Annotated in this window: 26 protein-coding genes, 2 tRNA genes and 2 pseudogenes; 16 read left to right on the top strand and 14 right to left on the bottom strand. The window is 60.5% G+C overall.

What is annotated here, in order from left to right; all coding sequences use genetic code 11:
- Positions 1–564 (bottom strand): SPOR domain-containing protein (locus ACK1VC_RS09290; protein WP_449117946.1); only part of this gene is annotated, 564 nt, incomplete at its 3' end.
- 330 nt (positions 565–894) lie between these two features.
- On the opposite strand from ACK1VC_RS09290, the gene ACK1VC_RS09295 reads away from it, so the two are divergent.
- From ACK1VC_RS09295 to ACK1VC_RS09315, 5 genes are read left to right on the top strand one after another with little or no spacing between them, the layout of a single operon-like run.
- On the top strand, positions 895–1410 hold the full coding sequence (locus ACK1VC_RS09295; protein ID WP_016487902.1) for a TRAP transporter small permease: 516 nt from the start codon (positions 895–897) through the stop codon (positions 1408–1410).
- Complete coding sequence (locus ACK1VC_RS09300) at positions 1410–2693, top strand: TRAP transporter large permease subunit (protein ID WP_016487903.1); 1284 nt, start codon at positions 1410–1412, stop codon at positions 2691–2693. Before ACK1VC_RS09295 ends, ACK1VC_RS09300 begins: the two co-directional genes overlap by 1 nt.
- A 29-nt stretch (positions 2694–2722) precedes the next feature.
- Positions 2723–3718: a TRAP transporter substrate-binding protein gene (locus ACK1VC_RS09305; RefSeq protein WP_191086746.1), complete on the top strand. Its 996-nt coding sequence runs from the start codon at positions 2723–2725 to the stop codon at positions 3716–3718.
- A gap of 51 nt (positions 3719–3769) precedes the next feature.
- Positions 3770–4573, top strand: coding sequence for a carbon-nitrogen hydrolase family protein (locus tag ACK1VC_RS09310; protein WP_016487905.1), 804 nt, complete (start codon positions 3770–3772; stop codon positions 4571–4573).
- An 18-nt stretch (positions 4574–4591) separates the two neighbouring features.
- Positions 4592–5392, top strand: coding sequence for an HpcH/HpaI aldolase family protein (locus ACK1VC_RS09315; RefSeq protein WP_191086747.1), 801 nt, complete (start codon positions 4592–4594; stop codon positions 5390–5392).
- 82 nt (positions 5393–5474) lie between these two features.
- Here ACK1VC_RS09315 and ACK1VC_RS09320 read toward each other — a convergent pair whose 3' ends face one another.
- Positions 5475–6374 carry a LysR family transcriptional regulator gene (locus tag ACK1VC_RS09320; RefSeq protein ID WP_016487907.1) on the bottom strand — a complete coding sequence of 300 codons (900 nt, stop codon included), beginning with the start codon at positions 6372–6374 and terminating at the stop codon, positions 5475–5477.
- Positions 6375–6486: 112 nt separating this feature from the next.
- Here ACK1VC_RS09320 and ACK1VC_RS09325 point away from each other — a divergent pair, with 112 nt between their 5' ends.
- Genes ACK1VC_RS09325 through ACK1VC_RS09340 form a run of 4 tightly spaced genes read left to right on the top strand, consistent with a single transcriptional unit; the run spans position 6487 to position 10162 of the window.
- Positions 6487–7158, top strand: a complete 672-nt coding sequence (locus ACK1VC_RS09325) for an RraA family protein (protein WP_060517217.1) — start codon at positions 6487–6489, stop codon at positions 7156–7158.
- Positions 7159–7207: 49 nt separating this feature from the next.
- Positions 7208–8257: a TRAP transporter substrate-binding protein gene (locus ACK1VC_RS09330; protein ID WP_191086748.1), complete on the top strand. Its 1050-nt coding sequence runs from the start codon at positions 7208–7210 to the stop codon at positions 8255–8257.
- Positions 8258–8282: 25 nt separating this feature from the next.
- Entirely contained in the window at positions 8283–8888 is a 606-nt protein-coding gene (locus ACK1VC_RS09335; protein WP_016487910.1) for a TRAP transporter small permease subunit, read from the top strand.
- Positions 8882–10162 carry a TRAP transporter large permease gene (locus ACK1VC_RS09340; protein WP_016487911.1) on the top strand — a complete coding sequence of 427 codons (1281 nt, stop codon included), beginning with the start codon at positions 8882–8884 and terminating at the stop codon, positions 10160–10162. Before ACK1VC_RS09335 ends, ACK1VC_RS09340 begins: the two co-directional genes overlap by 7 nt.
- Positions 10163–10211: 49 nt before the next feature.
- Here the strand turns inward: ACK1VC_RS09340 and ACK1VC_RS09345 are convergent.
- A tRNA-Val gene (locus ACK1VC_RS09345) sits at positions 10212–10288 on the bottom strand.
- A gap of 692 nt (positions 10289–10980) precedes the next feature.
- On the opposite strand from ACK1VC_RS09345, the gene ACK1VC_RS09350 reads away from it, so the two are divergent.
- Positions 10981–11184, top strand: a complete 204-nt coding sequence (locus ACK1VC_RS09350; RefSeq protein ID WP_320999748.1) for an AlpA family phage regulatory protein — start codon at positions 10981–10983, stop codon at positions 11182–11184.
- Positions 11185–11204: 20 nt separating this feature from the next.
- On the opposite strand, the pseudogene ACK1VC_RS09355 reads toward ACK1VC_RS09350, so the two are convergent.
- The 4 genes and pseudogenes from ACK1VC_RS09355 to ACK1VC_RS09370 all read right to left on the bottom strand — a co-directional run.
- Positions 11205–11449, bottom strand: a pseudogene (locus ACK1VC_RS09355) (pyocin activator PrtN family protein).
- 421 nt (positions 11450–11870) lie between these two features.
- A complete protein-coding gene (locus ACK1VC_RS09360; RefSeq protein ID WP_031312117.1) occupies positions 11871–12089 on the bottom strand; it encodes a hypothetical protein in 219 nt (72 codons plus the stop codon).
- Positions 12090–12311: 222 nt separating this feature from the next.
- Positions 12312–13745, bottom strand: a complete 1434-nt coding sequence (locus ACK1VC_RS09365) for a sialidase family protein (protein ID WP_080641068.1) — start codon at positions 13743–13745, stop codon at positions 12312–12314.
- Positions 13746–13884: 139 nt separating this feature from the next.
- A pseudogene (locus ACK1VC_RS09370) lies at positions 13885–14097 on the bottom strand (DUF2514 family protein); the annotation flags it as partial.
- Positions 14098–14222: 125 nt separating this feature from the next.
- On the opposite strand from ACK1VC_RS09370, the gene ACK1VC_RS09375 reads away from it, so the two are divergent.
- Positions 14223–14609: a hypothetical protein gene (locus tag ACK1VC_RS09375; RefSeq protein ID WP_191086749.1), complete on the top strand. Its 387-nt coding sequence runs from the start codon at positions 14223–14225 to the stop codon at positions 14607–14609.
- A 106-nt stretch (positions 14610–14715) separates the two neighbouring features.
- Here the strand turns inward: ACK1VC_RS09375 and ACK1VC_RS09380 are convergent.
- A tRNA-Val gene (locus ACK1VC_RS09380) sits at positions 14716–14792 on the bottom strand.
- Positions 14793–14994: 202 nt separating this feature from the next.
- Here ACK1VC_RS09380 and ACK1VC_RS09385 point away from each other — a divergent pair.
- Complete coding sequence (locus tag ACK1VC_RS09385; RefSeq protein WP_003250557.1) at positions 14995–16278, top strand: NAD(P)/FAD-dependent oxidoreductase; 1284 nt, start codon at positions 14995–14997, stop codon at positions 16276–16278.
- A 94-nt stretch (positions 16279–16372) separates the two neighbouring features.
- Here ACK1VC_RS09385 and ACK1VC_RS09390 read toward each other — a convergent pair whose 3' ends face one another.
- Positions 16373–17050 carry a peptidase C39 family protein gene (locus tag ACK1VC_RS09390; protein ID WP_060517213.1) on the bottom strand — a complete coding sequence of 226 codons (678 nt, stop codon included), beginning with the start codon at positions 17048–17050 and terminating at the stop codon, positions 16373–16375.
- A gap of 222 nt (positions 17051–17272) precedes the next feature.
- On the opposite strand from ACK1VC_RS09390, the gene ACK1VC_RS09395 reads away from it, so the two are divergent.
- A complete protein-coding gene (locus ACK1VC_RS09395; protein WP_016487917.1) occupies positions 17273–17449 on the top strand; it encodes a hypothetical protein in 177 nt (58 codons plus the stop codon).
- 48 nt (positions 17450–17497) lie between these two features.
- On the opposite strand, the gene ACK1VC_RS09400 is transcribed toward ACK1VC_RS09395, so the two are convergent.
- Together ACK1VC_RS09400 and ACK1VC_RS09405 are read right to left on the bottom strand one after the other, a co-directional pair.
- The gene (locus ACK1VC_RS09400; protein ID WP_016487918.1) at positions 17498–18250 is read right to left on the bottom strand and encodes a TerC family protein; all 753 of its coding nucleotides are present in this window, start codon (positions 18248–18250) and stop codon (positions 17498–17500) included.
- A 29-nt stretch (positions 18251–18279) separates the two neighbouring features.
- The gene (locus ACK1VC_RS09405) at positions 18280–18519 is read right to left on the bottom strand and encodes a hypothetical protein (protein WP_191086750.1); all 240 of its coding nucleotides are present in this window, start codon (positions 18517–18519) and stop codon (positions 18280–18282) included.
- A gap of 131 nt (positions 18520–18650) precedes the next feature.
- Here ACK1VC_RS09405 and nhaR point away from each other — a divergent pair, with 131 nt between their 5' ends.
- The 3 genes from nhaR to ACK1VC_RS09420 all read left to right on the top strand — a co-directional run bounded on the left by nhaR (position 18651) and on the right by ACK1VC_RS09420 (position 21672).
- Positions 18651–19544, top strand: a complete 894-nt coding sequence (nhaR, locus tag ACK1VC_RS09410; RefSeq protein WP_060517211.1) for a transcriptional activator NhaR — start codon at positions 18651–18653, stop codon at positions 19542–19544.
- Positions 19545–19683: 139 nt separating this feature from the next.
- On the top strand, positions 19684–20895 hold the full coding sequence (gene sstT / locus ACK1VC_RS09415; RefSeq protein ID WP_031312121.1) for a serine/threonine transporter SstT: 1212 nt from the start codon (positions 19684–19686) through the stop codon (positions 20893–20895).
- 129 nt (positions 20896–21024) lie between these two features.
- A complete protein-coding gene (locus ACK1VC_RS09420; protein ID WP_060517209.1) occupies positions 21025–21672 on the top strand; it encodes a YceH family protein in 648 nt (215 codons plus the stop codon).
- Positions 21673–21676: 4 nt separating this feature from the next.
- Here ACK1VC_RS09420 and ACK1VC_RS09425 read toward each other — a convergent pair whose 3' ends face one another.
- The 3 genes from ACK1VC_RS09425 to ahpC form a co-directional block, all read right to left on the bottom strand.
- Complete coding sequence (locus ACK1VC_RS09425) at positions 21677–21865, bottom strand: hypothetical protein (protein WP_016487923.1); 189 nt, start codon at positions 21863–21865, stop codon at positions 21677–21679.
- Positions 21866–22020: 155 nt separating this feature from the next.
- On the bottom strand, positions 22021–23583 hold the full coding sequence (gene ahpF, locus ACK1VC_RS09430; protein WP_060517207.1) for an alkyl hydroperoxide reductase subunit F: 1563 nt from the start codon (positions 23581–23583) through the stop codon (positions 22021–22023).
- Positions 23584–23709: 126 nt separating this feature from the next.
- Complete coding sequence (gene ahpC / locus ACK1VC_RS09435) at positions 23710–24273, bottom strand: alkyl hydroperoxide reductase subunit C (RefSeq protein ID WP_004375926.1); 564 nt, start codon at positions 24271–24273, stop codon at positions 23710–23712.
- Between the last annotated feature and the right edge of the window lie 196 nt (positions 24274–24469).

Consider the following 24469-nt stretch of genomic DNA (forward strand, 5'->3'; position numbering starts at 1 on the left):
GGTTGCGCCATGCTGGATGACCACCGAATCGGTGCCCAGCTTGGCCATCACTTCGTCCTTGCGCGCTTGAGCTTCTTCACGGGTTGGGAACGGCCCCATCAGCACCACCGGCTTGCCGTTGCGGTATTCCACCGAAGACGGGATACCCTTCTCGATGAGCCGCGCGGTCATGTCGCTCAGCGCGCCCATGTTGGCACCCTGGATCACTTCCACGTCCCAGCCCTCGGGTGCCGGCTGGCCAGCCAGTGCATCGGCACGGCGCTGCAGATCGGCGCCGCCGCACACCTCGCGGATACGCAGGTTGTTGCCGGTGTCGTCGACGATGATGTCGTACTGGCCGTCACGCTTGATCGCCACATAGCTGCGGTAGGCTTCGTACTGCCCGGCATCGTCCTTGCCGCGAACCTGGCCGCAGATGGTGCCCTGTGTGTCGATCCGCACGTTGCCGAACTTGGCGGTTTTGGGGTTATGCAGGTGTTCGGCCACCTGCTTGTGCACGCCTTCGACCTCGTTTTCACAGCCCGCCAGGGCAAGCACTGCCATTACCACAGCCAGTTTGCGCACGCGTGTACCTCCAGATTCGAAGGGGCGGATTCTAGCACGAGGGCCATGCGCAAGAACCGCGACCATACGTTACACCTTGCAACCAAGTCATAGGACAACTACCCGTGGCGTCTGCGCTGATCGCCATTTCTTATCCCGCTGATAAAAAACTTGAGGCAGCGCAAGCCGGGCGTTTCGTAGAAGAATCGGGGCAGTCATACGACGACGTATGTCGAATAATAATAAAGGTGAACCCATGTCCCGCTCATACATACAGGTGGATGCTCGCGTCCGCATGATCGCACCGGGCGCTTTTGGCGCTTCCTGGGCAGCTCTGCCTCAGGAGGCGCCATGAAAACCCTGGTCGATGGTTACTTCATCATCCTCAAGACGCTGGTGGTAGGTTGTCTGGTCGGCATCACCTGCCTGATCTTCACCAACGTCGTGCTGCGCTATGGCTTCAACTCAGGGTTGTTCTTCAGCGAAGAGATTTCCCGCCTGGCGTTTGTATGGCTGGTGTTTGCTGGCGCGCAGCTGATGCTGCACGAACACGGCCACATCGGCGTCGACATCGTCACCCGCCGCGTCTCGCCTGGCGTGGCCCGCTGGCTGCTGGCACTGACACAACTGCTGATGCTGTATGTGACCTGGCTGTTTCTCGACGGCAGCTGGAAGCAGACCCTGATCAACCTGCATGTCGGTGCTCCCTCCACGGGTATTTCCATGGCGCTGTTCTACGGCGCGGGCCTGGTCTTCTGCATCCTCAGCGCGCTGCTGATCTGCACCCAGCTGGTCAGGAACCTGACGGGCACCCTCCCGGCGCCCGCCCAGACCGAAACTTCGCTCAAAGATGGAGCAGTCGAATAATGGCCCTGTCTGTTTTCGTCGGCGTGCTGATGGCCGCCATCCTGATCGGCGCCCCCATCGCCTATGCCCTGATCCTTTGCGGCGTGGCGTTGATGTGGCTGCTGGGCCTGTTCGATGGCCAGATCATCGCGCAGAACATCATCAACTCGGCCGGCAGCTTCCCGCTGCTGGCAATTCCGCTGTTCATCATCGCTGGCGAGGTAATGAACAGCGGCGGCTTGTCCAAGCGCATCATCAAGCTGGCCATCACCCTGGTCGGCCATCTGCGCGGCGGGCTTGGCTACGTCACCATTTTTGCCGGCGTGCTGCTGTCGAGCCTGTCCGGTTCGGCCTTGGCCGACGCCGCCTCGCTGACCGCCCTGTTGCTGCCGATGATGGTCATCGCCGGCTACAACCGTAACCGCTCCGGGGGCCTGATCGCATCGGTGTCGGTGCTGGGTTCAATCATTCCACCCAGCATCGGTTTCGTTGTGCTTGGCGTCGCTTCGGGGCTGTCGATCACCAAGCTGTTCCTCGCCGGCATCGCCCCGGGGCTGATGATCGCCGCCGCACTGGTGGTGGCCTGGTGGCTGATGTCGCGGCGTAACAACGATGTGCAACTGAGCCCCAAGGCCAGCGGCAAGGAGCGCCTCAAGGCCCTGGTGGACAGCTTCTGGGCGCTGATGCTGCCGGTGATCATCGTCGTCGGCCTGCGTTTTGGCGTGGTCACCCCGACCGAGGCCGGTGCGGTGGCCAGTGTCTATGCCCTGCTGGTGTCGTCGCTGATCTACCGCGAGCTCAGCCTCAAGTCGCTCAACCAACTGCTGCTGCGCGCCGGCAAGACCACCGCTGCCGTGATGTTCCTGGTAGCTGCCGCTTCGATCCCGGCCTGGATGATTACCATCGCCGACATCCCCGGGCAAATCATCGACCTGATCCAGCCAGTGATGGACAACCCCCGGCTGCTGATCGTAGTGCTGATGCTGCTGATCCTGGTGATTTCCATGGTCATGGACCTCACCCCCACCATTTTGCTGCTCGCACCAATCCTGGTACCGGTGGTGACCGCTGCGAACATCGACCCAATCTATTTCGGGGTGCTGTTCATGATCAATTGCTCGATCGGCCTGATCACCCCGCCGGTGGGCACGGTGCTCAACGTGGTCTGCGGCATCGGTCGCATGCGTTACGAGGCACTGCTCAAAGGCACGTTCCCGTTCCTGATCGCGGAAATCATCGTGCTGTTCCTGCTGGTCATCTTCCCCGAACTGGTCACCGTTCCCGCCCAGTGGTTCGGGCATTGATCCCCCCTATAACAATAAAGGTACTGTCCATGAAGAAACTCGCCCTCATCGCCGCCCTGTTGCTGTCCAGCAGCTTGAGCATGGCCGCCGACTACAACGCCCGCGTCATCAAGTTCGCCGCCACCAGCCCCAAAGGCACGCCACCGGCCATCGGCATGGAACTGTTCGCCAAGAAGGTTCAGGAGCGCAGCGAAGGCAAGATCAAGGTGCGCACCTTCCCCAACGGTGTCCTGGGCGGCGACGTACAGGTGCTGTCTTCCTTGCAGGGTGGCGTGGTGGAAATGATGACCTGGAACGCCGGGCTGATGCTTAACCACATCACCGACTTCGGCATCCTCGACTTCCCGTTCCTGTACACCGACACCGCCAAGGTCGATGCCATGCTCGACGGCGAGGTAGGCAAGATGCTCACCGACCAGTTGCCAGCGAAAAATCTGGTAGGCCTGGCGTTCTGGGAGCTGGGCGAGCGCAACCTGACCAACAATGTGCGGCCGGTGCAAAAGCTTGAAGACATTGCCGGGCTGAAGATTCGCGCCCAGCAATCGCCGCTGTTCCTGGACGTGTGGGCGGCACTCGGTGCCAACCCGACGCCGCTGCCTTTCACCGAGGTGCACACGGCACTGGAGACCGGCACCGTGGACGGCCAGGAAAACCCGGCGGCGCTGATCCTCGCCTCACGCTTCAACGAGGTGCAGAAGTACCTGAGCCTGACCCGGCACAACTACAACCCACAGATTGTGCTGATCGGCAAGACGTTCTGGGACAGCCTCAACAAGGACGAGCAGCAACTGCTGACCGAGGTTGCCCAGGAAGTGCGCCTGGAACAACGGCGCATCTCCCGGGAGGCGGACAGCAAGGCCATCGCCGACCTGCAGGGCGCGGGCATGCAAGTCAACCAACTGCCGCCCGAGGAGGTGGCGCGCATCCAGGCCAAGATCCGCCCCGTGGTCGACAAGTACGCCGCACAGATCAATCCCCAACTGGTCAGCAAGGTCTACCAGGCCATGGGCTACCAGCCACAGTGACGCCCTCGCGCCGCGCATTGCGGCGCCTTTCAACTGCCATCAAGGAACAGCATGAAAATCTCCGTAGCCCAGATTCACCCGGTGGCCGGCAACCCGGCCCTGACCGTCGACAAGGTTGCCACGCTGGCACGCCAGACCGCTGCAGAAGGCTCGCGGCTGATCGCCTTTGCCGAATGCCTGCTCACCGGCGGCGCGTTCGACAGCCGTGAAGACCTCGAGCGCGGCGCCATCAGCCTCGACGCCCTGGCGCCGCTGCTGGAGGTATCGGCGCAGACCGGCATCCTGATCGTGGTCGGTTTCTACGAGCGGCACGCCAGCTCGGTGTACAACACCGCCGCGCTGATCGGCGCGCAAGGCATCATCGGCCTGCACCGCAAGCGCCACTTGCCATTCATGATCGGCGACCGCTTCACCGACCGCCCCAGCGATTGGGCAACACCTGTGTTCGATACCGACATCGGCCGCATCGGCCTGGCCATCTGCTACGAAATCCGCTTCCCCGAAGTGGTACGCACTCTGGCCCTGGAAGGTGCCGACATCGTCGTACTGCCTGCTGCCTGGCCAGAACAGGCACGCATGCTGCCGGACATTTTCAGCACCGTGCGCGCCGCTGAAAACATGGTGTACTTCGTTGCTCCCAACCGCAACGACATGGACGAGGGCATGCAGTTCATCGGCACCAGCCATATCATCGAACCGTCCGGCAAGACCCTGGTGCGCGCCGGCCTGGAAGACGGCGTGTACACCGCCGAGATCGACCTGGCCAAGGCCCGCAACAAATCGCTGATCCGTGACCCGGGCATATTCGAAGTGCACCCGTTCCGCGACCGGCTGCCTGAAACCTACCGCATCTGACCCAAGGCGGCCTCGAACATGAACCAAAGCACTACACACACCTTGCTGAAGGTCCGCATGGCGCGCGGTGCCACGTTCGGCATGAACATCTACAGCACCGCCTGCATGGCCATCGAGGTGGCCGGCAACTGGGGCCTGGACTTCGTCTTCATTGACGCCGAGCACACCGCGCTGGGCGTGGACCGCGACATGGAAAAACTGCTGCTGGCCGCCAGCAGCGCTGCAATCCCCAGCCTGGTACGGGTGCGGGGCACGCTGGAGTGGGATATACGCAAGGCCCTGGAAATGGGCGCTGCCGGGGTGATCGTGCCGCAAGTGCACAACGCCGCGCAGATGCGCCAGATCATCCATTACAGCAAGTTCCCGCCCTTGGGACGGCGCGGTGGCGACAGCTCGGTGCGCTCGGCCGGGTTCGCCGGGCCAGGTTTCGACTGGGCGCGCTATACGCAGGCAGAAAACGACCGCAGCGTGATCGTGCCCATGGCCGAAAGCTATGAGTTTTTTGACAACATCGATGAGATTCTCGATGTGGAAGGGATCGATGCAGTGCACTTCGGGCCGGCGGACTACTCACTTTCACGCGGGCTACCGGTCGACTACCGCCTGGGCAACCCCGAGGTGCGGCAACGCCTGCAGGTGCTGATCGAAAAATGCCACGCCCGCTCGATCAAGGTGATGGTGCCGTGCTTTCCGGCCGACCGGGTCACCGCCGGGCGTTTGCTGGACATGGGCAGCGACATGCTGCTGATGGGCAGTGATCTGTCATGGCTCAACCAGGCCGGGCAACATATCGCTGCAGTAAAACAGGCGCTCACCTGACCGGCTGACACGCCACACAACCGGCGCCTGCAGGCACCGCGCAGTTTTCGGGCTGCTACGGTGCCTGCGGGCTCGGGACTAATCAATCTACCAGAAAGTTCTGCTTTACCAGTGTCGCCCGAATGATCGATACCAGTTCACCCAGTTGCATGTCTGGCCGTTCAGTCAAATAGGAAAGGCAGAACTTTGCCGCAGGAATCGCCGGGTCGCACGGTAATGTCTTCAGCATGTCCACCGCCAACATGTCGCGAATCAGTGGCACCGGCAATATGCCAATGGCATGCCCCGCTGATACCATCTTGGCAATAAACGCCAGCGAGTTGCTGGAATGAAAAGCGTGGCTCGCCGAGCCGCTTTCCTGCAACCAGCGGTCCACCACCGAATACAGTGTCGACGGCGCGCTGTGGGTAACGATCGAATACTGCCGCGCCTGCTGCGGCAGAAACGGCCCGTCGGCAATCTCCAGGTGCCGCGCCGCCACCCACTGAAACGTCATCCAGCCAAGGAACACATCGGTCACATCCTCGCGTGTGGCCGGGTTGGTCAGCAGGGCGATGTCCAGTTCGTGATCGTTCAGTTTGCGGTTGAGCGCGGCGCCCACATCGATGGTGATTTCCAGGGTGATTTCCGGGAAGTGCGCCTTGATTTCGCTTATCACCGCAGTCAGCCCGACCATGGCCGAGCACTCGTCTGCCCCCAGGCGCAGGCGCCGGTGTTGCTTCTGCTGGGCCGCGAACTGCTCCAGCTGCGTGCTGTTGTTCAGTACCAGTTCGGCATGGCGCAGCGCCGTGTGGCCGTCGGCGGTGAGGCTCATGCGCTGCTTGCTGCGGTCGAACAGCTTGACGCTGAGCAACGACTCCATTTCCTTGATGCGCGCCGACACCGCAGGTTGCGTCAGGTGAAGATGCCGTGAGGCCGCGTGCACACCGCCCAGGCGAGCGGTCCAGTAGAATGCCTCGATCTGCATCAGCGTGATACGCATGATAAAAACTGCTCCGGCTACTGCTTACGGATTTTTATTATCGACCGTTCAGGGCGCTTGTTAGGATGACCGAAACCCTTCGAAAAAGCATCCGGCATAACAACAACTCCCTATGTATATCATCGAAGCTCTACCTACCCCGGTTAACGCCCACGAACTTGAAATACTGATCAATGCCGAACCGGCAACTATCGGTCATTTCATTACCCACGGCATACCCCACCCAGACATCAAGGCACACTTGCAGAATGTACGCGCGGTGGGCACTGCCGTAACCGTACGCATGCCCGGCAATGACGGTGGCATCCTGCACTACGCCATGGGCTGCGCACGCCCCGGCGATTTCCTGATCGTGGACCGCTGCGGCGAGCGCATCACCGCCGCGCTGGGTGGGGCCATGGCCTACGCCGCCAAGCAGGCCGGGGTAGCCGGGATCATTGTCGACGGCTATGTCACCGACCTTGGCGAATTGCGCGAGCACGGCGTGCCGGTATGGTCGCGCGGTGCCAGTGCCATCACCACGCGAGTGATCGGCCACGAAGGCGAGTTCTGCACTGCCATCCAGTGCGGCGGGGTCATCGTGTACCCGGGCGACGCCGTGGTGGCAGACGAGAACGGCATCGTGTTCCTGCGCCCAGGCAGGGTGGTAGAACTGGCGCAACGGGCAATCGACTTCCAGCACAACGAAAAGCACACCCTCGCACGGCTGGCCAAGGGCGAGAAGTTTCCCGACATCGTCGGGTCGCGGTCGACCATCGAGGCGGCGACCCGCCCTCGCGGATAGCGTCACACCGCACCCGAAGTAGCCCCCGAACAACAACAAGAGGCCTACCGTGAAGCTCATCTCCCTGCTCATACCGCTGGCGCTTGGCGTGCTGATGGGCAGCCCGGCCGCCCAGGCGCAGGACTACCCGCAAATCCGTTTCAACGTGATCGGTGGTGGTAGCCACAACTACACGTTCCGCGCCGTTGAACAGCCGTTCTGGAACGGCTCCTTGCCCAGCGCCTCCCACGGCAAGGTCACCGCCCAGCTGCTGGGGCTGTCGGAGAGCGGCCTCAAGGGCCCGGAAATCATTCGCCTGATGCGCTTTGGCGCGGTTGACATTGGCATGGGCGTGTTCGCATTCGTCGCCGGTGACGATGCTACCTTCGAAGGCATCGACCTGCCGGGCATGGCCGCCGACATCGGCAGGGCCCGCCGCATCGCCGACGCCTACAAGCCGGTGCTGGAACAGCGTATGGCCGAGCGCCATGGCATAAAGCTGCTGGCCACCGTGCCGTACACTGCGCAGGTGTTTTTCTGCCGCGCGCCCGTGCAATCGCTGGCCGACCTCAAAGGCCGAAAAATCCGCACCCGCGGGCGCAACATGGCCGAGCTGGTCAAAGCGATTGGCGCTGCGCCGGTCACCCTGCCCTTTGCCGAAGTGGTGACCGCCATGCAGACCGGCGTCATCGACTGCGCCATTACCGGTATCGGCTCGGGTAACGCGGCCAAATGGTACGACGTGGCCGGGTACCTGTACGACCTGCCGGTGGACTGGTCGGTTGGCTTCTATGGTATCGGCCTCAAGCGCTGGCAACAGTTGCCGCCTGAGGTGCAGCAACTGCTGCAGGCGCAGTCGAAGGTGCTGGAAGATGCCCTTTGGCAGGAGACGGCCAGGGAAAACCGGTACGCCAAGGCATGCAATGTCGGCAGCCCTGACTGCCAGATCCACCATCTGGCGCACATGAGTGCGTCGGCACCCGACCCGCAAGAACAGCAGCGCGTGCGCCAAATGGCGCTGGAAATCGCCAACGACTGGGGCAGGCGTTGTGGCCCCAGTTGTGTCGAACAATGGAATGCCAGCGCAGGCCGCGCCACCGGCATGCGCCTGGCCCCATAAACCCTTTCCCTCGGAGCATACAGAGATGAAGACGGCCCGTTCCAGCCTGGCGGCCATCACCGCCATCGCCAAGGCCAGCACCTGGGTGGGTGGCTTTGCCCTGCTCGGCTGCGCCCTGCTGATTGGCATCGACCTGATCTTGCGCAAGACCGTGGGCATCTCCATGGGCGGCGCTGATGAAATTGCCGGCTATGTTCTGGCAGTCACCAGCGCCTGGGCGTTACCGGTCACTTTGCTCAAGCGTTCGCACATCCGCGTCGACATCCTCTACGCTCGCCTTGGCTTGAAACCACGGGTGGCGCTCGACCTGTTCGCCCTGGCTTGCATGGCCGCGCTGGCCAGCACCTTGGTCTTTCACGCCTGGCATGTATTGTGGGACTCCATCGAATACCGTTCAGTGTCCAACACCCCCTTGCAAGTACCGCAATGGATACCGCAATCCCTCTGGTTTGCCGGCTACCTGTTCTTCGCCCTGACCCTCCTCAACCTGGCGCTGGTGAGCCTGGGGCATTTATTGCGCGGGCGCTGGGGGGCAGTCAGTGCACTGATCGGTATCAACACGGTCGAGCAGGAAATCGAGCAAGCGCTACACCCCGCCGCCACCCCTCCCCAGGAGCACCCGCCATGCTGAGCATCACCTTGTTGCTGCTGCTGACCCTGTTGGCGCTGAGCGTGGCCGCGGCCGTCAGTGTCGGCTTGCTGGGGATGTCGCTGTCGCAGTTGTTCTCGACCCTGCCGCTGAGCAATGCCATGGGCGAAATCGCCTGGAACATCAGCGCCGAGTTCCTGCTGGTGGCCATCCCCCTCTACGTACTAATGGGTGAACTGCTGGTGTGTTCGGGAGTGGCCGGGCGCATGTACCAGGCGGTCGAGAAATGGCTATCCTGGCTGCCGGGCGGGCTGATGAACGCCAACATCGGCGCCAGCGCGCTGTTTGCCACCACCAGCGGCTCCAGCGTGGCAACCGCCGCTACCATTTCCACCCTGGCCATCGCAGAGCAGGAACGCAAAGGTTACAACGCACCGCTGTTCCTTGGCTCCATCGCCGCTGGCGGCACGCTGGGTATCCTGATTCCGCCATCGATCAACATGATCCTGTTCGCCCTGATTGCCAACGTGTCGGTGCCCAAGCTATACTTGGCCGCGACCATCCCCAGCATCATCCTCAGCCTGTTGTTCGTCGCACTGATCGTGCTGGCCTGCCTGGTGCGCCCACCATTGGGTGGGCGCATAGAACACACCCGCTGGGCAGAACGCCTGGCCTGCATCCCCGACCTGCTGCCGCCACTGGCCATCTTCGTTCTGGTGATCGGCTCGATCTACAGCGGCTTTGCAACGGCCAGCGAGTCGGCGGCACTTGGGGTACTCAGCGCCTTGGGCTTGGGCCTGTGGCGTCGGGCTTTCACCTGGCAAAGCCTGGGCCAGGCCTTCGAAGCCACGTTGCGCACCACCGGCATGATCATCTTCATCACCTTGTCGGCGTTCTTCCTCAACTTCGTGCTGGCGTCCATCGGGCTGACCGCCACCCTGGTCAGCTTCGTCACCGACCTGAACCTGCCACCCACGACCGCGCTGCTGGCGATCATCGTGTTCTATATCGTGCTCGGCTGTTTCATGGACACCCTGGCGATGCTCATCACCACGGCGCCGCTGATCGTGCCAATCGTCGTCAACCTGGGCTTTGACCCGCTGTGGTTCGGGGTGGTGCTGATCGTGCTGTGCGAGATGGGCCAGATCACCCCGCCGTTCGGCATGAACCTTTTCGTGGTGCAGAGCATCCGTGGTCGCGGCAACTTCATGGACGTGGTGTACGGCGCCCTGCCGTTCTGCCTGGCTTTGCTCGCGCTGATCGGTTTGCTGATTGCCTTCCCACAACTGGCGCTGTGGCTGCCAAAGGCGTTCTAGCGGCAGAATGCAAAAAGGGCGATCATCTCTGATCGCCCTTTTTGGGATTTGGTAGGCACAATTGGACTCGAACCAACGACCCCCACCATGTCAAGGTGGTGCTCTAACCAACTGAGCTATGTGCCTGTCGTGTGGTGCGCATATTAGTGATCCGATGCGTACCTGTAAAGCTTTTTTTTGAGAAAAATCAAAAACTTTCGAATGTGAGCACTGGGTGCCCTTACCGCAGTTTGCGGTACCCACAGCAATGGCTAATGAAAAAAGGGGTGACCCTTTCGGATCACCCCTTCTTCGATTTGGTAGGCACAATTGGACTCGAACCAACGACCCCCACCATGTCAAGGTGGTCTTGTGAAGACGCGCGCTACAGAATGGCAAATCTGACGTTCGTGGCGCGGGTGCCGCGTGGAATATTTTTTACGCCGGTCAATTTGCAAAACCGCGTGCTAACTTATTGATTGTTATGGAACCTGAGATTATCCACATCCCTGAGCTGGCAAAACTACTCGGCCGATCCTAATCCGCCATACGACGCGCCATGCAAACCCGTGCATCATGGCTACCCCCGTTCTTCAGGCAGGGACAGCGGATCTGTTGGCGGCTGGAATCTGTTAGGGCGTGTCTCAAAGATTGGGAGCAACGCGGCGGGCGGTAATCGAAGCCTGGACGCAAGCGGAAACCACCTCCAACGCTTACCAAGTTGAGATAGCCAATTGGGGCCCGGAGGTCAGTATGATTTCAGCCGCGACTGATCGGTTCATACGAATTGATGAGGTGATATCCGTGACGGGCCGGGAAGGAACACTATCTATCGACGGATGCGCGAAGGCACATTTCCACGGCAGGTTCGACTGGGTCCCAATTCCGTTGCATGGCTTCAGTCGACCATCTCGGAATGGATGACATCCGTCGTAGAAAGCACCTCGTCGGTCCACAAAATGATCAGCAGAGCTAGGGTATGCTTAATCTGGTCGCCGCGAGAATACTCAATCGAACCGGACGCGCTCGCTGCACGAACGTAACGGCCTCGCGGCGACCTCCACTACATAGTGTACGTGGCCTCTGCACGGCTAGCATCCATGTACGCGGCCAGATCAGCCAAATGAATACCGCGAGCTCACTTTAGCTGCGCTCCATCGCAATGAGTGGAAGGCGTATCTCGCCCTTGGCGATATTGAGCCTCTGTTTTTCTGGGCTCCGGTGAGAAAAGTAGTCGGCGCACACCTAGTCCAGCGGAATTACTGCCAGTCCATCGTACTGAGCTAGCAGGAGAAATTCTGTTCTCATGACATTCACCTCTTGCGCCGCACCAACTCCAGTGCCGGCTCAAGATCCATCCCTGACTGCTCAGATCGTTTTCCTTCAGCTCGAATAACAGAACTACCTGACAAAAGCATCCGACCGGGAGTCTTGTCTACTGCGTGCTCAGCTATGTAAGTGTCTGCCCACTCATCGAGTTCATACCGATCAAATCCTACGCCTCGCGCGCCAATCGGGAACTCCTTTACGAGTGGCCGTACTGCCTTATCGAACTCTGTCCTGCACATCCCTAGGTAACCAGGTGCAGATCGATACCTCAAAATACGAGGGAGAACCTGATGCTCTTTGCTCATCACAGAGGCGCTCGCTGCAGATTGGTAGATGACTATCAGTCATGAGTGTGGAGCTGGCCAGAGCATTCTGTCGGTCGGTGTTAGCGTCTAAATGTTCAATGGGTAGGTGGCAGGTTCTTGCCCCTGGCTCTCGCAACGACCCGCAATTGGTAGTCGGATACCGCCTGAAATAACGACTCGGCCAGCAGGCGCTCGACCTCCTCCGCCGGCGCGCCGCGACCCTGCGCCTGGTGATACTCACGGACGGCGTCGACAGCCTGCTGAATCAGCGGCTCGCCGGCCTCGACCATTCCGATAAAGGTGCGCTTGTCCAAAATGCGATGCCCTGCCCAATTGACCAGCAGAGTATAGGGCGGATTGGTGGCACCCAGAACGGGAACAGCTGATGACTCTAAAGCCTCTCGCTGATACCATTTGGCCACGCTGGCTTGCCATTCATAGGGACCAAGGTAGCTAGAAGCCCTGGACACCAGCATCCAGGGCTTCGTTTTTTGTTTGCCCAGTCCATCCAGGCCGCATAAATTTACTGCTGATCCTTAGAGATTTGCTGGATCGCTGATAACTCTGACAGAAGGCGTGCTTTTTCCAGAGATGATCTCATGCTCATTGAACTTGGCGATGCGAATCTGTTTGTGAGAATCACGACCGTTATCGTAGATGATAAGTATCTCACCATCATCACCGAAACTGACTACCGGATACGAAACCTGAATAGAAGAATCTGGCTCGATAATTTTTTTATACCGGTATGTAGCTCCGTCGTCATCGGAGAGACCAACTGTCAGTGTTCCTCGCACAAGATCATTGTTCCAGCAAAGTAGAAGGAGTCCGGAAGGAGTCCTGCCTAGCCACGCACGCGACGAAGAGCTCGGAGCGGTAACCGTGTAAGCCTGCCAAGGCGTCCAGGTCCTCATTAGGTCGCGACTGACGGAATACTGCATTTGTGAGTTGGAACCCAACGATCTTAGCAGAGCTAAAACACTTCCATCGGACCGCTGCACGAACTCAGTTTCAAAGAAACCACTGTACTGGCCGTTATTGTTAGGTGGAAGCTGAGAAACATGTTTAATTTTCTGGCTTTCCCAATCCAGCTCGTAAATATGCGGCCCTACATGATCCATGTATGCTGGAGGATATTCAGCAGAGAAGCGCCAGCCATCTACTGCTAGATACCACTTATCTTCGATCTTGACTGGACGTCGCGGATCACCGTAGTAAGACAAACGGAATGGCTCGCCCCATTTGGGGTCCTCAGCATTGGGATCGTCACAAATAACTGCCCATGCTCCACCAATACCATCGTAGAGCTTGTTGTCTCCCAGGACGCCATAGAAAAGCCAGAGACGGCCCTTGGGATCTGTCCAGAGCATTGGATCTACAATCTGGTTTCCTGGATGGCTAGGTGAGTACGTCAGGTATCCGTACTCTTTAACGCTCTCGCCGCCGTTATCCGAGTAGGCCAGCACCGCGAAGTTTCCTGGTCCTTCGGCTGCATGGGTATTGTCAGCACGCCATGCGGTCCAGTATCGGATTGGACCGGTTCTGGCGATTGTGGCCGTGGCCTGGTACGCACGATTGGCCAGACGGTAGGAAGGGTCGTCGGTGTCTCGCTCGATACGCGCCGGGGAATCCACAAAGACGCGTGCCGGCCGCTGATCGAAGCTGGAAACGATATCGGATTTTGTCGTGCCCTGACGCTTGGCCCTATCCCCTCCCGGCGCAAGCGGGTCATTTTTCGCTAAATACAATGGAGCGCTCCCGTTGGCAGGCGAGCTATGGACATCGGGGGTATTCCGATGGTCTGGACGACCTATAGCCCCTTCGAAAACATCTGCGTTTTTTCGAGGCTCCACATTCAACACCCAGTGGCTGAGCTCGGTATCGAATCGCGCAAGCTCCTTATCACCCACGATAACAGCTGATGATTCCGATACCGCTTTCGACACCTGAGTGATAGGCAGTCCGTCCATCAGTTTCTTCCTCTTCCTAGGATCCGAGTATTTCCAAGATAGTACGTAACATCACCCTGCTGCCTAATACGCATGCGGAAACTGGCGCTAGGAAGCTGATGAAGACGTAGCACAGGTTGTAGTACTTCTATGGCACCGCTTAATCAGACTGGTTCCGCGACTGTCGCCCGCTCACATAGTCGTACTCCTTGGCGCACTGGTCTCCCGCTATCTTGGCTCGGTCATACGCCTTCGCCAACTGTCCGGCTCGAGCATCAGCCCGTGCGAGCAGGTCGGAGAGCACCAAGGTGGCGCGGGTGGCTGTCTCGCCTCTGGCGACAGCAGCGGTGTCCGTGCCGGGGCAACTGCCGGTCTGCGGCCAAAAATTTCACGGAGGTTTGTCCTATCCCAATCCAGTGCGAGATATCATTCGCCTACTGGAACCAGTCAGGCTGTGATATCAAGAAACCATCAGTCACAGGAAAGAGGCCTGGTGGAATGATACTGAAGCTTTCAGATGTGGACATAATAGGTTTCAAGACCGCCATTTCTGTTTCGCATGGAACGGACGTGGAGTACACCAGAGGAAAGATTATTGGTTCGGAGAACGGCGTTATTGAGCGTGATCCGCCTTCTTTTCTTGAAATGCTTGGCCTTCCAGCAGATACGCCGTTTGATGCCCTGCTGATAGCTCTGATGACCCTGCGGGACAGGCCAGAAGCGCCACTTGAAGAGAAAACACAGGCCCTAAAAACCTCGAAGATCGGGCCGTATCTTCAACACTCAGCCAATGCTGCAACAGTGGTACAAGGTCTCGCATTGCTTGCAACGAGCCCAGAAGGGACTCAAGTGATCACTTGGCTCAAAGGCGTTGTAGGTTTCTAGGGCCTAGAGAGGATAGAGGTGGGTGGTTTTGCAAAAGTTTTGCAAAAACAAAAAGGGCGACCCTTTCGGATCGCCCTTCAAGCGCCCGGAAACCGGGGCTTTTGTTTGGTAGGCACAATTGGACTCGAACCAACGACCCCCACCATGTCAAGGTGGTGCTCTAACCAACTGAGCTATGTGCCTGTCGTGTGGTGCGCATTCTACGCATTCCAAAAACCCTGTCAACACTTTTTTTTGCGCTAACCTACTGAATCTTAACCCCTTTATATAAAGGCTGCTGGCGGGTCCCCCGTAAAGGATTTTCACCAGACGACTAGCGGGTGTTTATTATTATTGATAGCATCGGTACATTCGTTAAAAATATAAAACACGAGGTTCCTGCAGCATGGCTAACACCCCCTACCCCCAGTCCTACTACGCCGCCTCGGCCAACCCGGTGCCGCCACGTCCGGCGCTGCAGGGTGAGGTGGAAACCGATGTGTGCATCATCGGTGCCGGCTACACCGGCCTGTCCAGCGCCCTGTTCCTGCTGGAGAACGGCTTCAAGGTGAGCATCGTCGAAGCGGCCAAGGTCGGTTTCGGCGCATCGGGCCGCAACGGCGGCCAGATCGTCAACAGCTACAGCCGCGACATTGACGTCATCGAACGCACCGTCGGCCCCAAGCAGGCACAACTGCTGGGCCACATGGCCTTCGAAGGCGGGCGCATCATTCGTGAGCGCGTGGCCAAATACAACATCCAGTGCGACCTGAAAGACGGTGGCGTGTTCGCCGCCCTCACCAGCAAGCAGATGGGCCACCTGGAGTCGCAAAAGCGCCTGTGGGAACGCTTCGGCCACAACCAGCTCGAGCTGATGGACCAGAAGCGCATCCGTGAAGTGGTTGCGTGCGACAGCTATATCGGTGGCATGCTCGACATGAGCGGCGGCCATATCCACCCGCTGAACCTGGCCTTGGGCGAAGCAGCTGCGGTCGAGTCGCTGGGGGGCATCATCTATGAGCAAACCCCGGCCGTGCGTATCGAGCGCGGTGCCAACCCAGTGGTGCACACCCCGCAAGGCAAAGTGCGCGCCAAGTTCATCATCGTCGCCGGCAACGCCTACCTGGGCAACCTGGTGCCGGAACTGGCCGCCAAGTCCATGCCATGCGGTACCCAGGTGATCACCACCGAACCCCTGGGCGAAGAACTGGCGCGCACCCTGCTGCCGCAGGATTACTGCGTCGAGGACTGCAACTACCTGCTCGACTACTACCGCCTGACCAGCGACAAGCGCCTGATCTTCGGCGGTGGCGTGGTGTACGGCGCACGTGACCCGGCCAACATCGAGGCGATCATCCGTCCGAAAATGCTCAAGGCCTTCCCGCAGCTGAAAAACGTGAAGATCGACTACGCCTGGACCGGCAACTTCCTGCTGACCCTGTCGCGCCTGCCCCAGGTTGGCCGGATCGGCGACAACATCTATTACTCGCAGGGTTGCTCGGGCCACGGCGTGACCTACACCCACCTGGCGGGCAAAGTGCTGGCCGAGGCCTTGCGCGGCCAGGCTGAGCGTTTCGACGCCTTCGCCGGCCTGCCGCACTACCCGTTCCCGGGTGGCCAGATGCTGCGCGTGCCGTTCAGCGCCATTGGCGCCTGGTACTACAGCCTGCGCGATCGCCTGGGCTTCTGATGTAAGCCGGCCTGGCGCTATCGCCGGCAAGCCAGCTCCCACAGGTACCGCACAGGCGTCGAACCCAGTGCGCTACCTGTGGGAGCTGGCACCGCTATTTGTTCAGGCTGCTGATGGCCTGCTTCGCCGCAATTTCCTGCCCCGCCCGTGCCAGCTCATCCGCAGCCTGCAACCAGCGCTGGCGATCCACCTGGGCCGGCAGTTGCCGCGGTGGCTGCACCAGCACCGCCCAACTCCCCTGCTTTGCCCACGCCGAGGCAAAGTCATCAAACGCCATCACCTGCCGCCGGTGCATGCCCGAGCGCAGCAGCACACGCTGCTTGTAGCGGTCATAGCCGATCAGCACCGCATAACGTGGCTCACCCCACCAGGCCGAACCCTCTTCGTAACGCAGCAGCACCGGGTTGCCCGCCGCCACCTGGGTCAATAGCGCGTCCAGTTGCTTGTCCAGTGGGTATACCACCATGCCGTAGTCCCGTGCCACGCGAGGGATAGCCGTGTCCAGCGCATCTGCGCCTTGGGGCAGGTTCAGCGGCTTGTCCAGCAAACCAGGCGTAATCGGCGCGCCCTGTTGCGACAGCACCGCTGCCAGCGCCATGGCACCGCTGTGGTTGGCGTTGCCACGGTAGAACGGCACGCTGCTGATCTCGACCCGCTGCGCCAGGCCTTTGAGATTGGCGGGCGGTGCGCTGGCACAGCCAGCCAGGGTGGCTGCCATCAGACAGACGGCCAGCAGCCGCCGGGGGGCAGTTTTGACGGAATGTTGCTGCATGGACACTCGCTTGTTCCAACGCCAGGCAGGCAGCGCCCGGCTCTGGCACCGATCATAGGTCCGACAGCGGCGCGGGTATAGTCCGACAGCGGCTTGGAGCGAATCGGACTCAGGGATAGACCTTTGTTCGATGGAACGTCACAGGCGAAGGGCTAGACTAAAGCAGTATCTGGAAGGCAAGCGCTGGCTGACCGAGCGCTGCCCTTGGAGAGGGAGGCACAGATGAGCCTGACTATGGCAATCCTCATGCTGGTGGGCATGTGGCTGAGCGTTGCAGCCGCCATGCTGTGGGGTGTGCTGCGTATCGTGCGGCGCCATTCCCACCACCACCGGCCACCGCTGGTACCTGCCAAGCCGCAACCTGTGCGACGGCCACGACGGCCAGCCGGGGTGCACTAAGATTTCAGAACCCGCGAACGGGGCGCAATGCGCCCCGTCTTTTTTTCATCAACCTTCAGCAGCCTCACGCTTCAAGCGCGCCCGGCGAGCCAGAATGTTGAGGATCTCGATCGCGGTCGAGAACGCCATGGCCGCATACACATACCCCTTCGGCACATGAGCGCCAAAGCCTTCGGCGATCAGTGTCATGCCGATCATGATCAGGAAGCCCAAGGCCAGCATGACCACGGTCGGGTTGTCATTGATGAAGTTGGCCAGCGGGTCAGCGGCCACCATCATCACGATGACTGCCGTGATCACGGCAATGATCATGATCGGCAAGTGCTCGGTCATGCCCACAGCGGTGATGATGCTGTCAACCGAGAAGACGATGTCCAGCAGCAGGATCTGGAAGATTGCCGCAGCAAAGCCCAGGGTTACAGTCGAACCGACCTTGGCTTCTTCCTTGGCACCGTGCGGGTCAACGCTTTCGTGAATTTCCTTGGTCGCCTTCCACAGCAGGAACAGGCCACCGGCAATCAGGATCATGTCCTTCCACGAGAAGGCGTTACCGAACACTTCGACCACAGGGTCGGTGAGCTGTACGATCCAGGCCACCGTGCTGAGCAAGGCCAGGCGCATGACCAAGGCCATGCTGATCCCGATCCGCCGTGCCTTGGAGCGGTACTCCACCGGCAGTTTATTGGTCAGGATGGAGATGAAGATCAGGTTGTCGATGCCCAGCACAACTTCCATGGCCACCAATGTAGCCAGGGCAACCCAGGCAGTAGGGCTAGCGGCGAGTTCCAGCAAGTATTCCATTGTTCAAATCCTGCAGCGGCGGTTTAGGGTCAGATTTCCTGGGTGTCTTTTTTCTTGTCGGCATCTTCAGGCTGTTGCGCTTCGCCGCCGATAGCCTCGTTCAACGCCTGCTGGGCGGCCTTGTTGGTATCGTCAATGGCCTGCTTGGCCGACTGCGCGGCCTGGTCGAGCATCTGCTGGGCGGATTTCTCGGCTTGGTCGCAGCCTGCCAGGGTGAACAGGACCAACGCCAGCACCAATGGGGTACCGATGGATTTGAATTGCAGCATGGTGTCCTCGCTTGAAATATCCCGGCGGCGCATGGCGCCTGATGCGGTGCATTCTAGAGATGCCGACAGTTCAGGAAAATTCGTATTTTCATGGCGTATACTTCGGGCTTTACGAATCGGGACGACCGACGGTGCTCAACTATCGCCAGCTGCATTACTTCTGGGCCGTGGCCAAGACGGGCAGCATCACCCGCGCCAGCGAACAGCTGAACCTCACACCACAGACCATCAGCGGGCAAATCAGCCTGTTCGAGCAAACCTACGGCCTGGAACTGTTCCAGCGCGTCGGCCGCCAACTGGAGCTGACCGAGACCGGCCGCCAGGCGCTGGTGTACGCAGAACAGATGTTCCAGATTGGCGGCGAACTGGAGGCCATGCTGCGCGCCGGCCCGCAGGAGCAGATCCTGTTCCGTGTGGGGGTGGCCGATGTGGTGCCCAAATCCATCGTCTACCGCCTGCTGGCACCGACCATGGAGCTGGATGAGGTGCTGCGCATCAACTGCCGCGAAGACAAACTTGAGCGGTTGCTGGCAGACCTGGCCATCCAGCGCCTGGACCTGGTGATTTCCGACAGCCCCATGCCCAGCAATCTGGACATCAAGGGCTACAGCCAGAAGCTGGGCGAGTGCGGGCTGAGCTTTTTCGCCACGCCGGCACTGGCACAACGCCTGAACGGCCCCTTCCCCGCCTGCCTGCAGGATGCTCCGCTGCTGGTGCCCGGGCAGGAAACCGTGGTGCGCAGCCGTTTGCTGCGGTGGCTGGGCGAGCAACAGCTGCAGCCCCGCATCGTGGGCGAGTTCGATGACAGTGCCCTGATGCAGGCGTTCGGCCAGTCGGGCAGCGGCATTTTTGTCGCCCCCAGCGTGATCGCCGACGAGGTGTGCCGCCAATATGGTGTGGCGCTGATCGGCCAGACCGAGGCCGTGCACGAATCGTTCTATGCCATTTCGGTAGAGCGCAAGGTCAAGCACCCGGGGATTGTCGCGATTACCGAGGGGGCGCGGCGGGAATTGTTTCATTGGTGATCGTGGTGGCGTCTTTGTCCGTGAAACCGCTTCCACCGGTACTGCACACGTCTCGGTACACGGCGAAGACGCCAGAACAGCCGTACACGTGGTCTATGGTAAAGTCTCGCCCTTTCCAGATTCCGAGATGCCGCTGCACATGACCCCTGTCTTCCGCCTCCTCAACCGCACCAGCCTGGTGACACAGATCGTCATCGGCCTGCTCGCGGGCATCGCCGTTGCCCTGCTCGCGCCTGCCATCGCCCGCGACCTGGCCTTCCTGGGCAAGGTGTTCGTCAGCGCCCTCAAGGCCGTGGCGCCCGTGTTGGTGTTCATCCTGGTCATGGCCTCGATCGCCAACCACCGTCACGGCCAGGAAACCCATATCCGGCCGATCCTCTGGCTGTACCTGCTAGGTACCTTCGCCGCAGCGGTCGTAGCCGTGGTCGCCAGCATGCTATTCCCCTCCGACCTGGTGCTGAGCAGCGGTGAGGCAACGTTGAGCGCCCCGGGTGGCATCTCCGAGGTGATGCAGAACTTGCTGCTGAGCGCGGTCGACAACCCGATCAATGCCCTGCTCAACGCCAACTTCATCGGCGTGCTGACCTGGGCCATCGGCCTGGGCGTGGCCCTGCGCCATGCGGGTGAAACCACCCGCACCGTGGTCGAAGACCTGTCCAATGGCGTGACCCTTATCGTGCGCGTGGTTATTCGCTTCGCCCCGCTGGGCATCTTTGGCCTGGTCAGCTCCACCCTCGCCCAGTCGGGCCTGCAGGCCCTGCTCGGCTACCTGCACTTGCTGGCTGTGCTGATCGGCTGCATGCTGTTCGTGGCGCTGGTGATGAACCCGCTGATCGTGTTCTGGAAAATCCGCCGCAACCCCTACCCGTTGACCCTGCTGTGCCTGCGCGAAAGCGGCATTACCGCGTTCTTCACTCGCAGCTCGGCGGCCAACATCCCGGTGAACCTGGCACTGTCAGAGCGCCTTGGCCTGCATGAAGACACCTACTCGGTGTCGATCCCGTTGGGCGCAACCATCAACATGGCCGGTGCGGCAATCACCATTACCGTACTGACCCTGGCCGCGGTGCATACCCTGGGTATTCCGGTAGACCTGCCAACGGCCGTGCTGCTCAGCGTGGTGGCGGCGGTGTGCGCCTGTGGCGCCTCGGGTGTGGCCGGGGGCTCGCTGCTGCTGATTCCACTGGCGTGCAGCCTGTTTGGCATCCCCAGCGAAATTGCCATGCAGGTAGTGGCGGTGGGCTTCATTATCGGCGTGCTGCAGGATTCGGCCGAGACAGCGCTGAATTCGTCGACCGATGTGCTGTTCACAGCGGCGGCGTGCCAAGCCGAAGAGGGGCGTAGCGCCTGAGCAGACCAAAGGGCCGCTTTGCGGCCCATCGAAGGCAAGCCTGCGCCTGCTAGCGATGATGCCAGTGATTGCTTAAGCCAGGCGCATTACCTAGGCTAGTGGCCTTTCCCCAGCAATTGAGACAGGGCCATGTCAGAACAAGAAACCGCCGATGAAGGCCGCTTCAGCAGCGTTGAAATCCGTATTCTCGGTTCGCTGATCGAGAAGCAGGCCACCAGCCCGGAAAGCTACCCGCTGACCCTTAATGCCCTGGTCCTGGCCTGCAACCAGAAGACCAGCCGCGAGCCGGTGATGAACCTTACCCAGGGCCAGGTTGGGCAGGCCCTTCGCGCACTCGAAGGGCAAGGGATGACCCGCCTGCAGATGGGCAGCCGTGCCGACCGCTGGGAACAACGGGTGGACAAGGCCCTGGAGCTGGTGCCGGCACAGCTGATTTTGATGGGCCTGATGTTCCTGCGCGGCCCGCAAACCCTCAACGAACTGCTCACCCGCAGCAACCGCCTGCACGACTTTGACGACACCGAGCAGATCCAGCACCAGCTGGAGCGCCTGATCTCGCGCGGCCTGGCCTTGCACCTGCCACGCCAGGCCGGCCAGCGTGAAGACCGCTACACCCATGCGTTGGGCGACCCGGCAGAGATCGAGACGATCCTCGCTGCACGTCAACAGGAAGGTGGCGCGCGCAGCAGTGGCGGCAGCGTTTCGGAAGACCGCATCGAAGCACTCGAGGCCCGCATCGCGGCGCTGGAAGCGCGGCTGGCCGAGCTGGAAGGCTAAGCCGTCACGGCTCGCGTTCGGGGAAGTTGCGGCAGCTCTTGCGTTCGGCCAGCTCCCGGTCACTGGGGCGCTGGTCGACAAACACGGCGCGGCCGTCGGCGTAGATTTCCAGGTAGCCCCAGTGCAGGTCCTGTTCTTGCTGGCCGGGCTTTGGGGGTACTAGCCACCAGGGTTCGCGGCTGATCAGGGTCATAGGCGTGATTCCTGAGGGGATCTGCACTAATCATAGACACCCTCAGCCTTCGAAGGCCCTACCGCCGGCAAACCAGCTCCCCCAGGTGCACCACAGTTTCGAATGCTGTGATCACCTGTGGGAGCTGGCTTGCCGGCGATAGGGCCAGCGCAGGCTTATGCCGGTGCCGAAGTACGAATCAGGTGGTCGAAGGCTGCCAGCGAAGCCTTGGCCCCTTCACCCACTGCAATCACGATCTGCTTGTACGGCACGGTGGTCACGTCACCTGCGGCAAACACACCTGGGATGCTGGTCTGGCCCTTGGCATCGACGATGATCTCGCCGCGCGGCGACAGCTCGACCGTGCCTTTCAGCCAATCGGTATTCGGCAGCAGGCCGATCTGCACGAAGATGCCTTCCAGCGCCACCTCGTGCTGCTGATCGGTCGTGCGGTCCTTGTAGCGCAGGCCGGTCACTTTCTCACCATTGCCCAGCACTTCGGTGGTCAGCGCGCTGGTGATCACTTTCACGTTCGGCAGGCTGTGCAGCTTGCGTTGCAATACCGCATCGGCACGCAGTTGGCTGTCGAACTCGATCAGCGTCACCTGGGCAACGATACCGGCCAGGTCGATGGCCGCTTCCACGCCTGAGTTACCGCCGCCAATCACCGCCACGCGCTTGCCTTTGAACAGCGGGCCGTCACAGTGCGGGCAGTAGGCCACGCCGCGACCGCGGTATTCCTGCTCGCCCGGCACGTTCATTTCGCGCCAGCGGGCGCCCGTGGCCAGGATCACGGTCTTGGCCTTGAGCGAGGCGCCGCCGGCCAGGCGTACTTCATGCAGGCCGCCATCGGTGGCCGGAATCAGCGCCTCGCCGCGCTGCAGGTTCATGATGTCCACATCGTATTGCTTGACGTGTTCTTCCAGTGCAGTGGCAAGCTTCGGCCCTTCGGTTTCCTGCACCGAGATGAAGTTCTCGATGGCCAGCGTATCGAGCACCTGGCCACCGAAACGCTCGGCGGCGATACCGGTGCGGATGCCTTTGCGTGCGGCGTAGATGGCCGCTGCAGCCCCGGCTGGGCCACCCCCGACCACCAGCACGTCAAAGGCATCCTTGGCGTTGATCTTTTCGGCCTGGCGAGCGCCGGCATTGGTGTCGATCTTGCCTAGGATTTCTTCCAGCCCCATGCGGCCCTGGCCGAACACTTCGCCGTTCAGGTACACGCTGGGCACCGCCATGATCTTGCGCGCTTCCACTTCATCCTGGAACAGCGCACCATCAATGGCCACGTGGCGCACATTGGGGTTGAGCACCGCCATCAGGTTAAGTGCCTGAACCACGTCCGGGCAGTTCTGGCACGACAGCGAGAAGTAGGTTTCGAAGGTGAACTCGCCTTCCAGCGCCTGGATCTGCTCGATCACCTCGGCACTGGCCTTGGACGGGTGGCCGCCCACTTGCAGCAGCGCCAGCACCAGCGAGGTGAATTCGTGGCCCATGGGTATACCGGCGAAGCGCAGGCTGATATCGCTACCCGGGCGGTTCAGTGAGAACGACGGGCGACGGGCATCTGTACCGTCCGCGCTGAAGGTAATGAGGTTCGACAAACCGGCAATTTCCACCAGCAGGTCGTGCAATTCGCGGGACTTCGCGCCGTCGTCGAGGGAGGCTACGATCTCGATCGGCTGGGTGACCCGCTCCAGGTAGGTTTTCAGTTGCGATTTAAGCGTGGCGTCCAACATACGGGCGATTCCTTTTTTTCAAAACTCGGATACAAAAACGCCCAGGCGATGTCGCCCGGGCGTTTGACGGGGCGGTAGGTATTTCAGCTTTGGCGGCTGCTTACCGCCCGCGTTATGGGCATGACCTTAGATCTTGCCTACCAGGTCCAGCGATGGCGCCAGAGTGGCTTCGCCTTCTTTCCACTTGGCCGGGCACACTTCGCCTGGGTGGGCGGCAACGTACTGGGCAGCCTTCACTTTACGCAGCAGTTCGGCAGCATCGCGGCCTACACCACCGTCGTTCAGTTCGACGATCTTGATCTGGCCTTCCGGGTTGATCACGAAGGTACCGCGATCCGCCAGGCCGGCTTCTTCGATCAGCACGTCGAAGTTGCGCGAAATGACGTGGGTCGGGTCACCGATCAGCGGGTATTGGATCTTGCCGATGGTGTCCGAGGTGTCGTGCCAGGCTTTGTGGGTGAAGTGGGTGTCGGTGGACACGCCGTAGATTTCCACACCCAGTTTCTGGAACTCGGCGTAGTTGTCGGCAAGGTCACCCAGCTCGGTCGGGCAGACGAAGGTGAAGTCAGCCGGGTAGAAGAACACGACAGACCACTTGCCTTTCAGGTCGGCTTCGCTGACCTGGACGAACTCGCCCTTGTGGTAGGCGGTGGCGTTGAACGGTTTGACTTGGCTGTTGATGATTGGCATGAGAGACGCTCCTTCATGGGGTTGGAATCAGTTGATGGATAGAATCCTAACTAATCATCCCGCTGAAGGCTCATTGGCAAAGCTCATGCTTGTGATTGGTTTTGGCTATAACCGGGGTTAATTAATAGAAGGGAATGGGCTGAGCAAAGGATTGCGCTGCATTCATTGGCCCCATCGCCGGGGAAACACCAACCCC

This window comes from Pseudomonas sp. XP2, assembly GCF_053557975.1.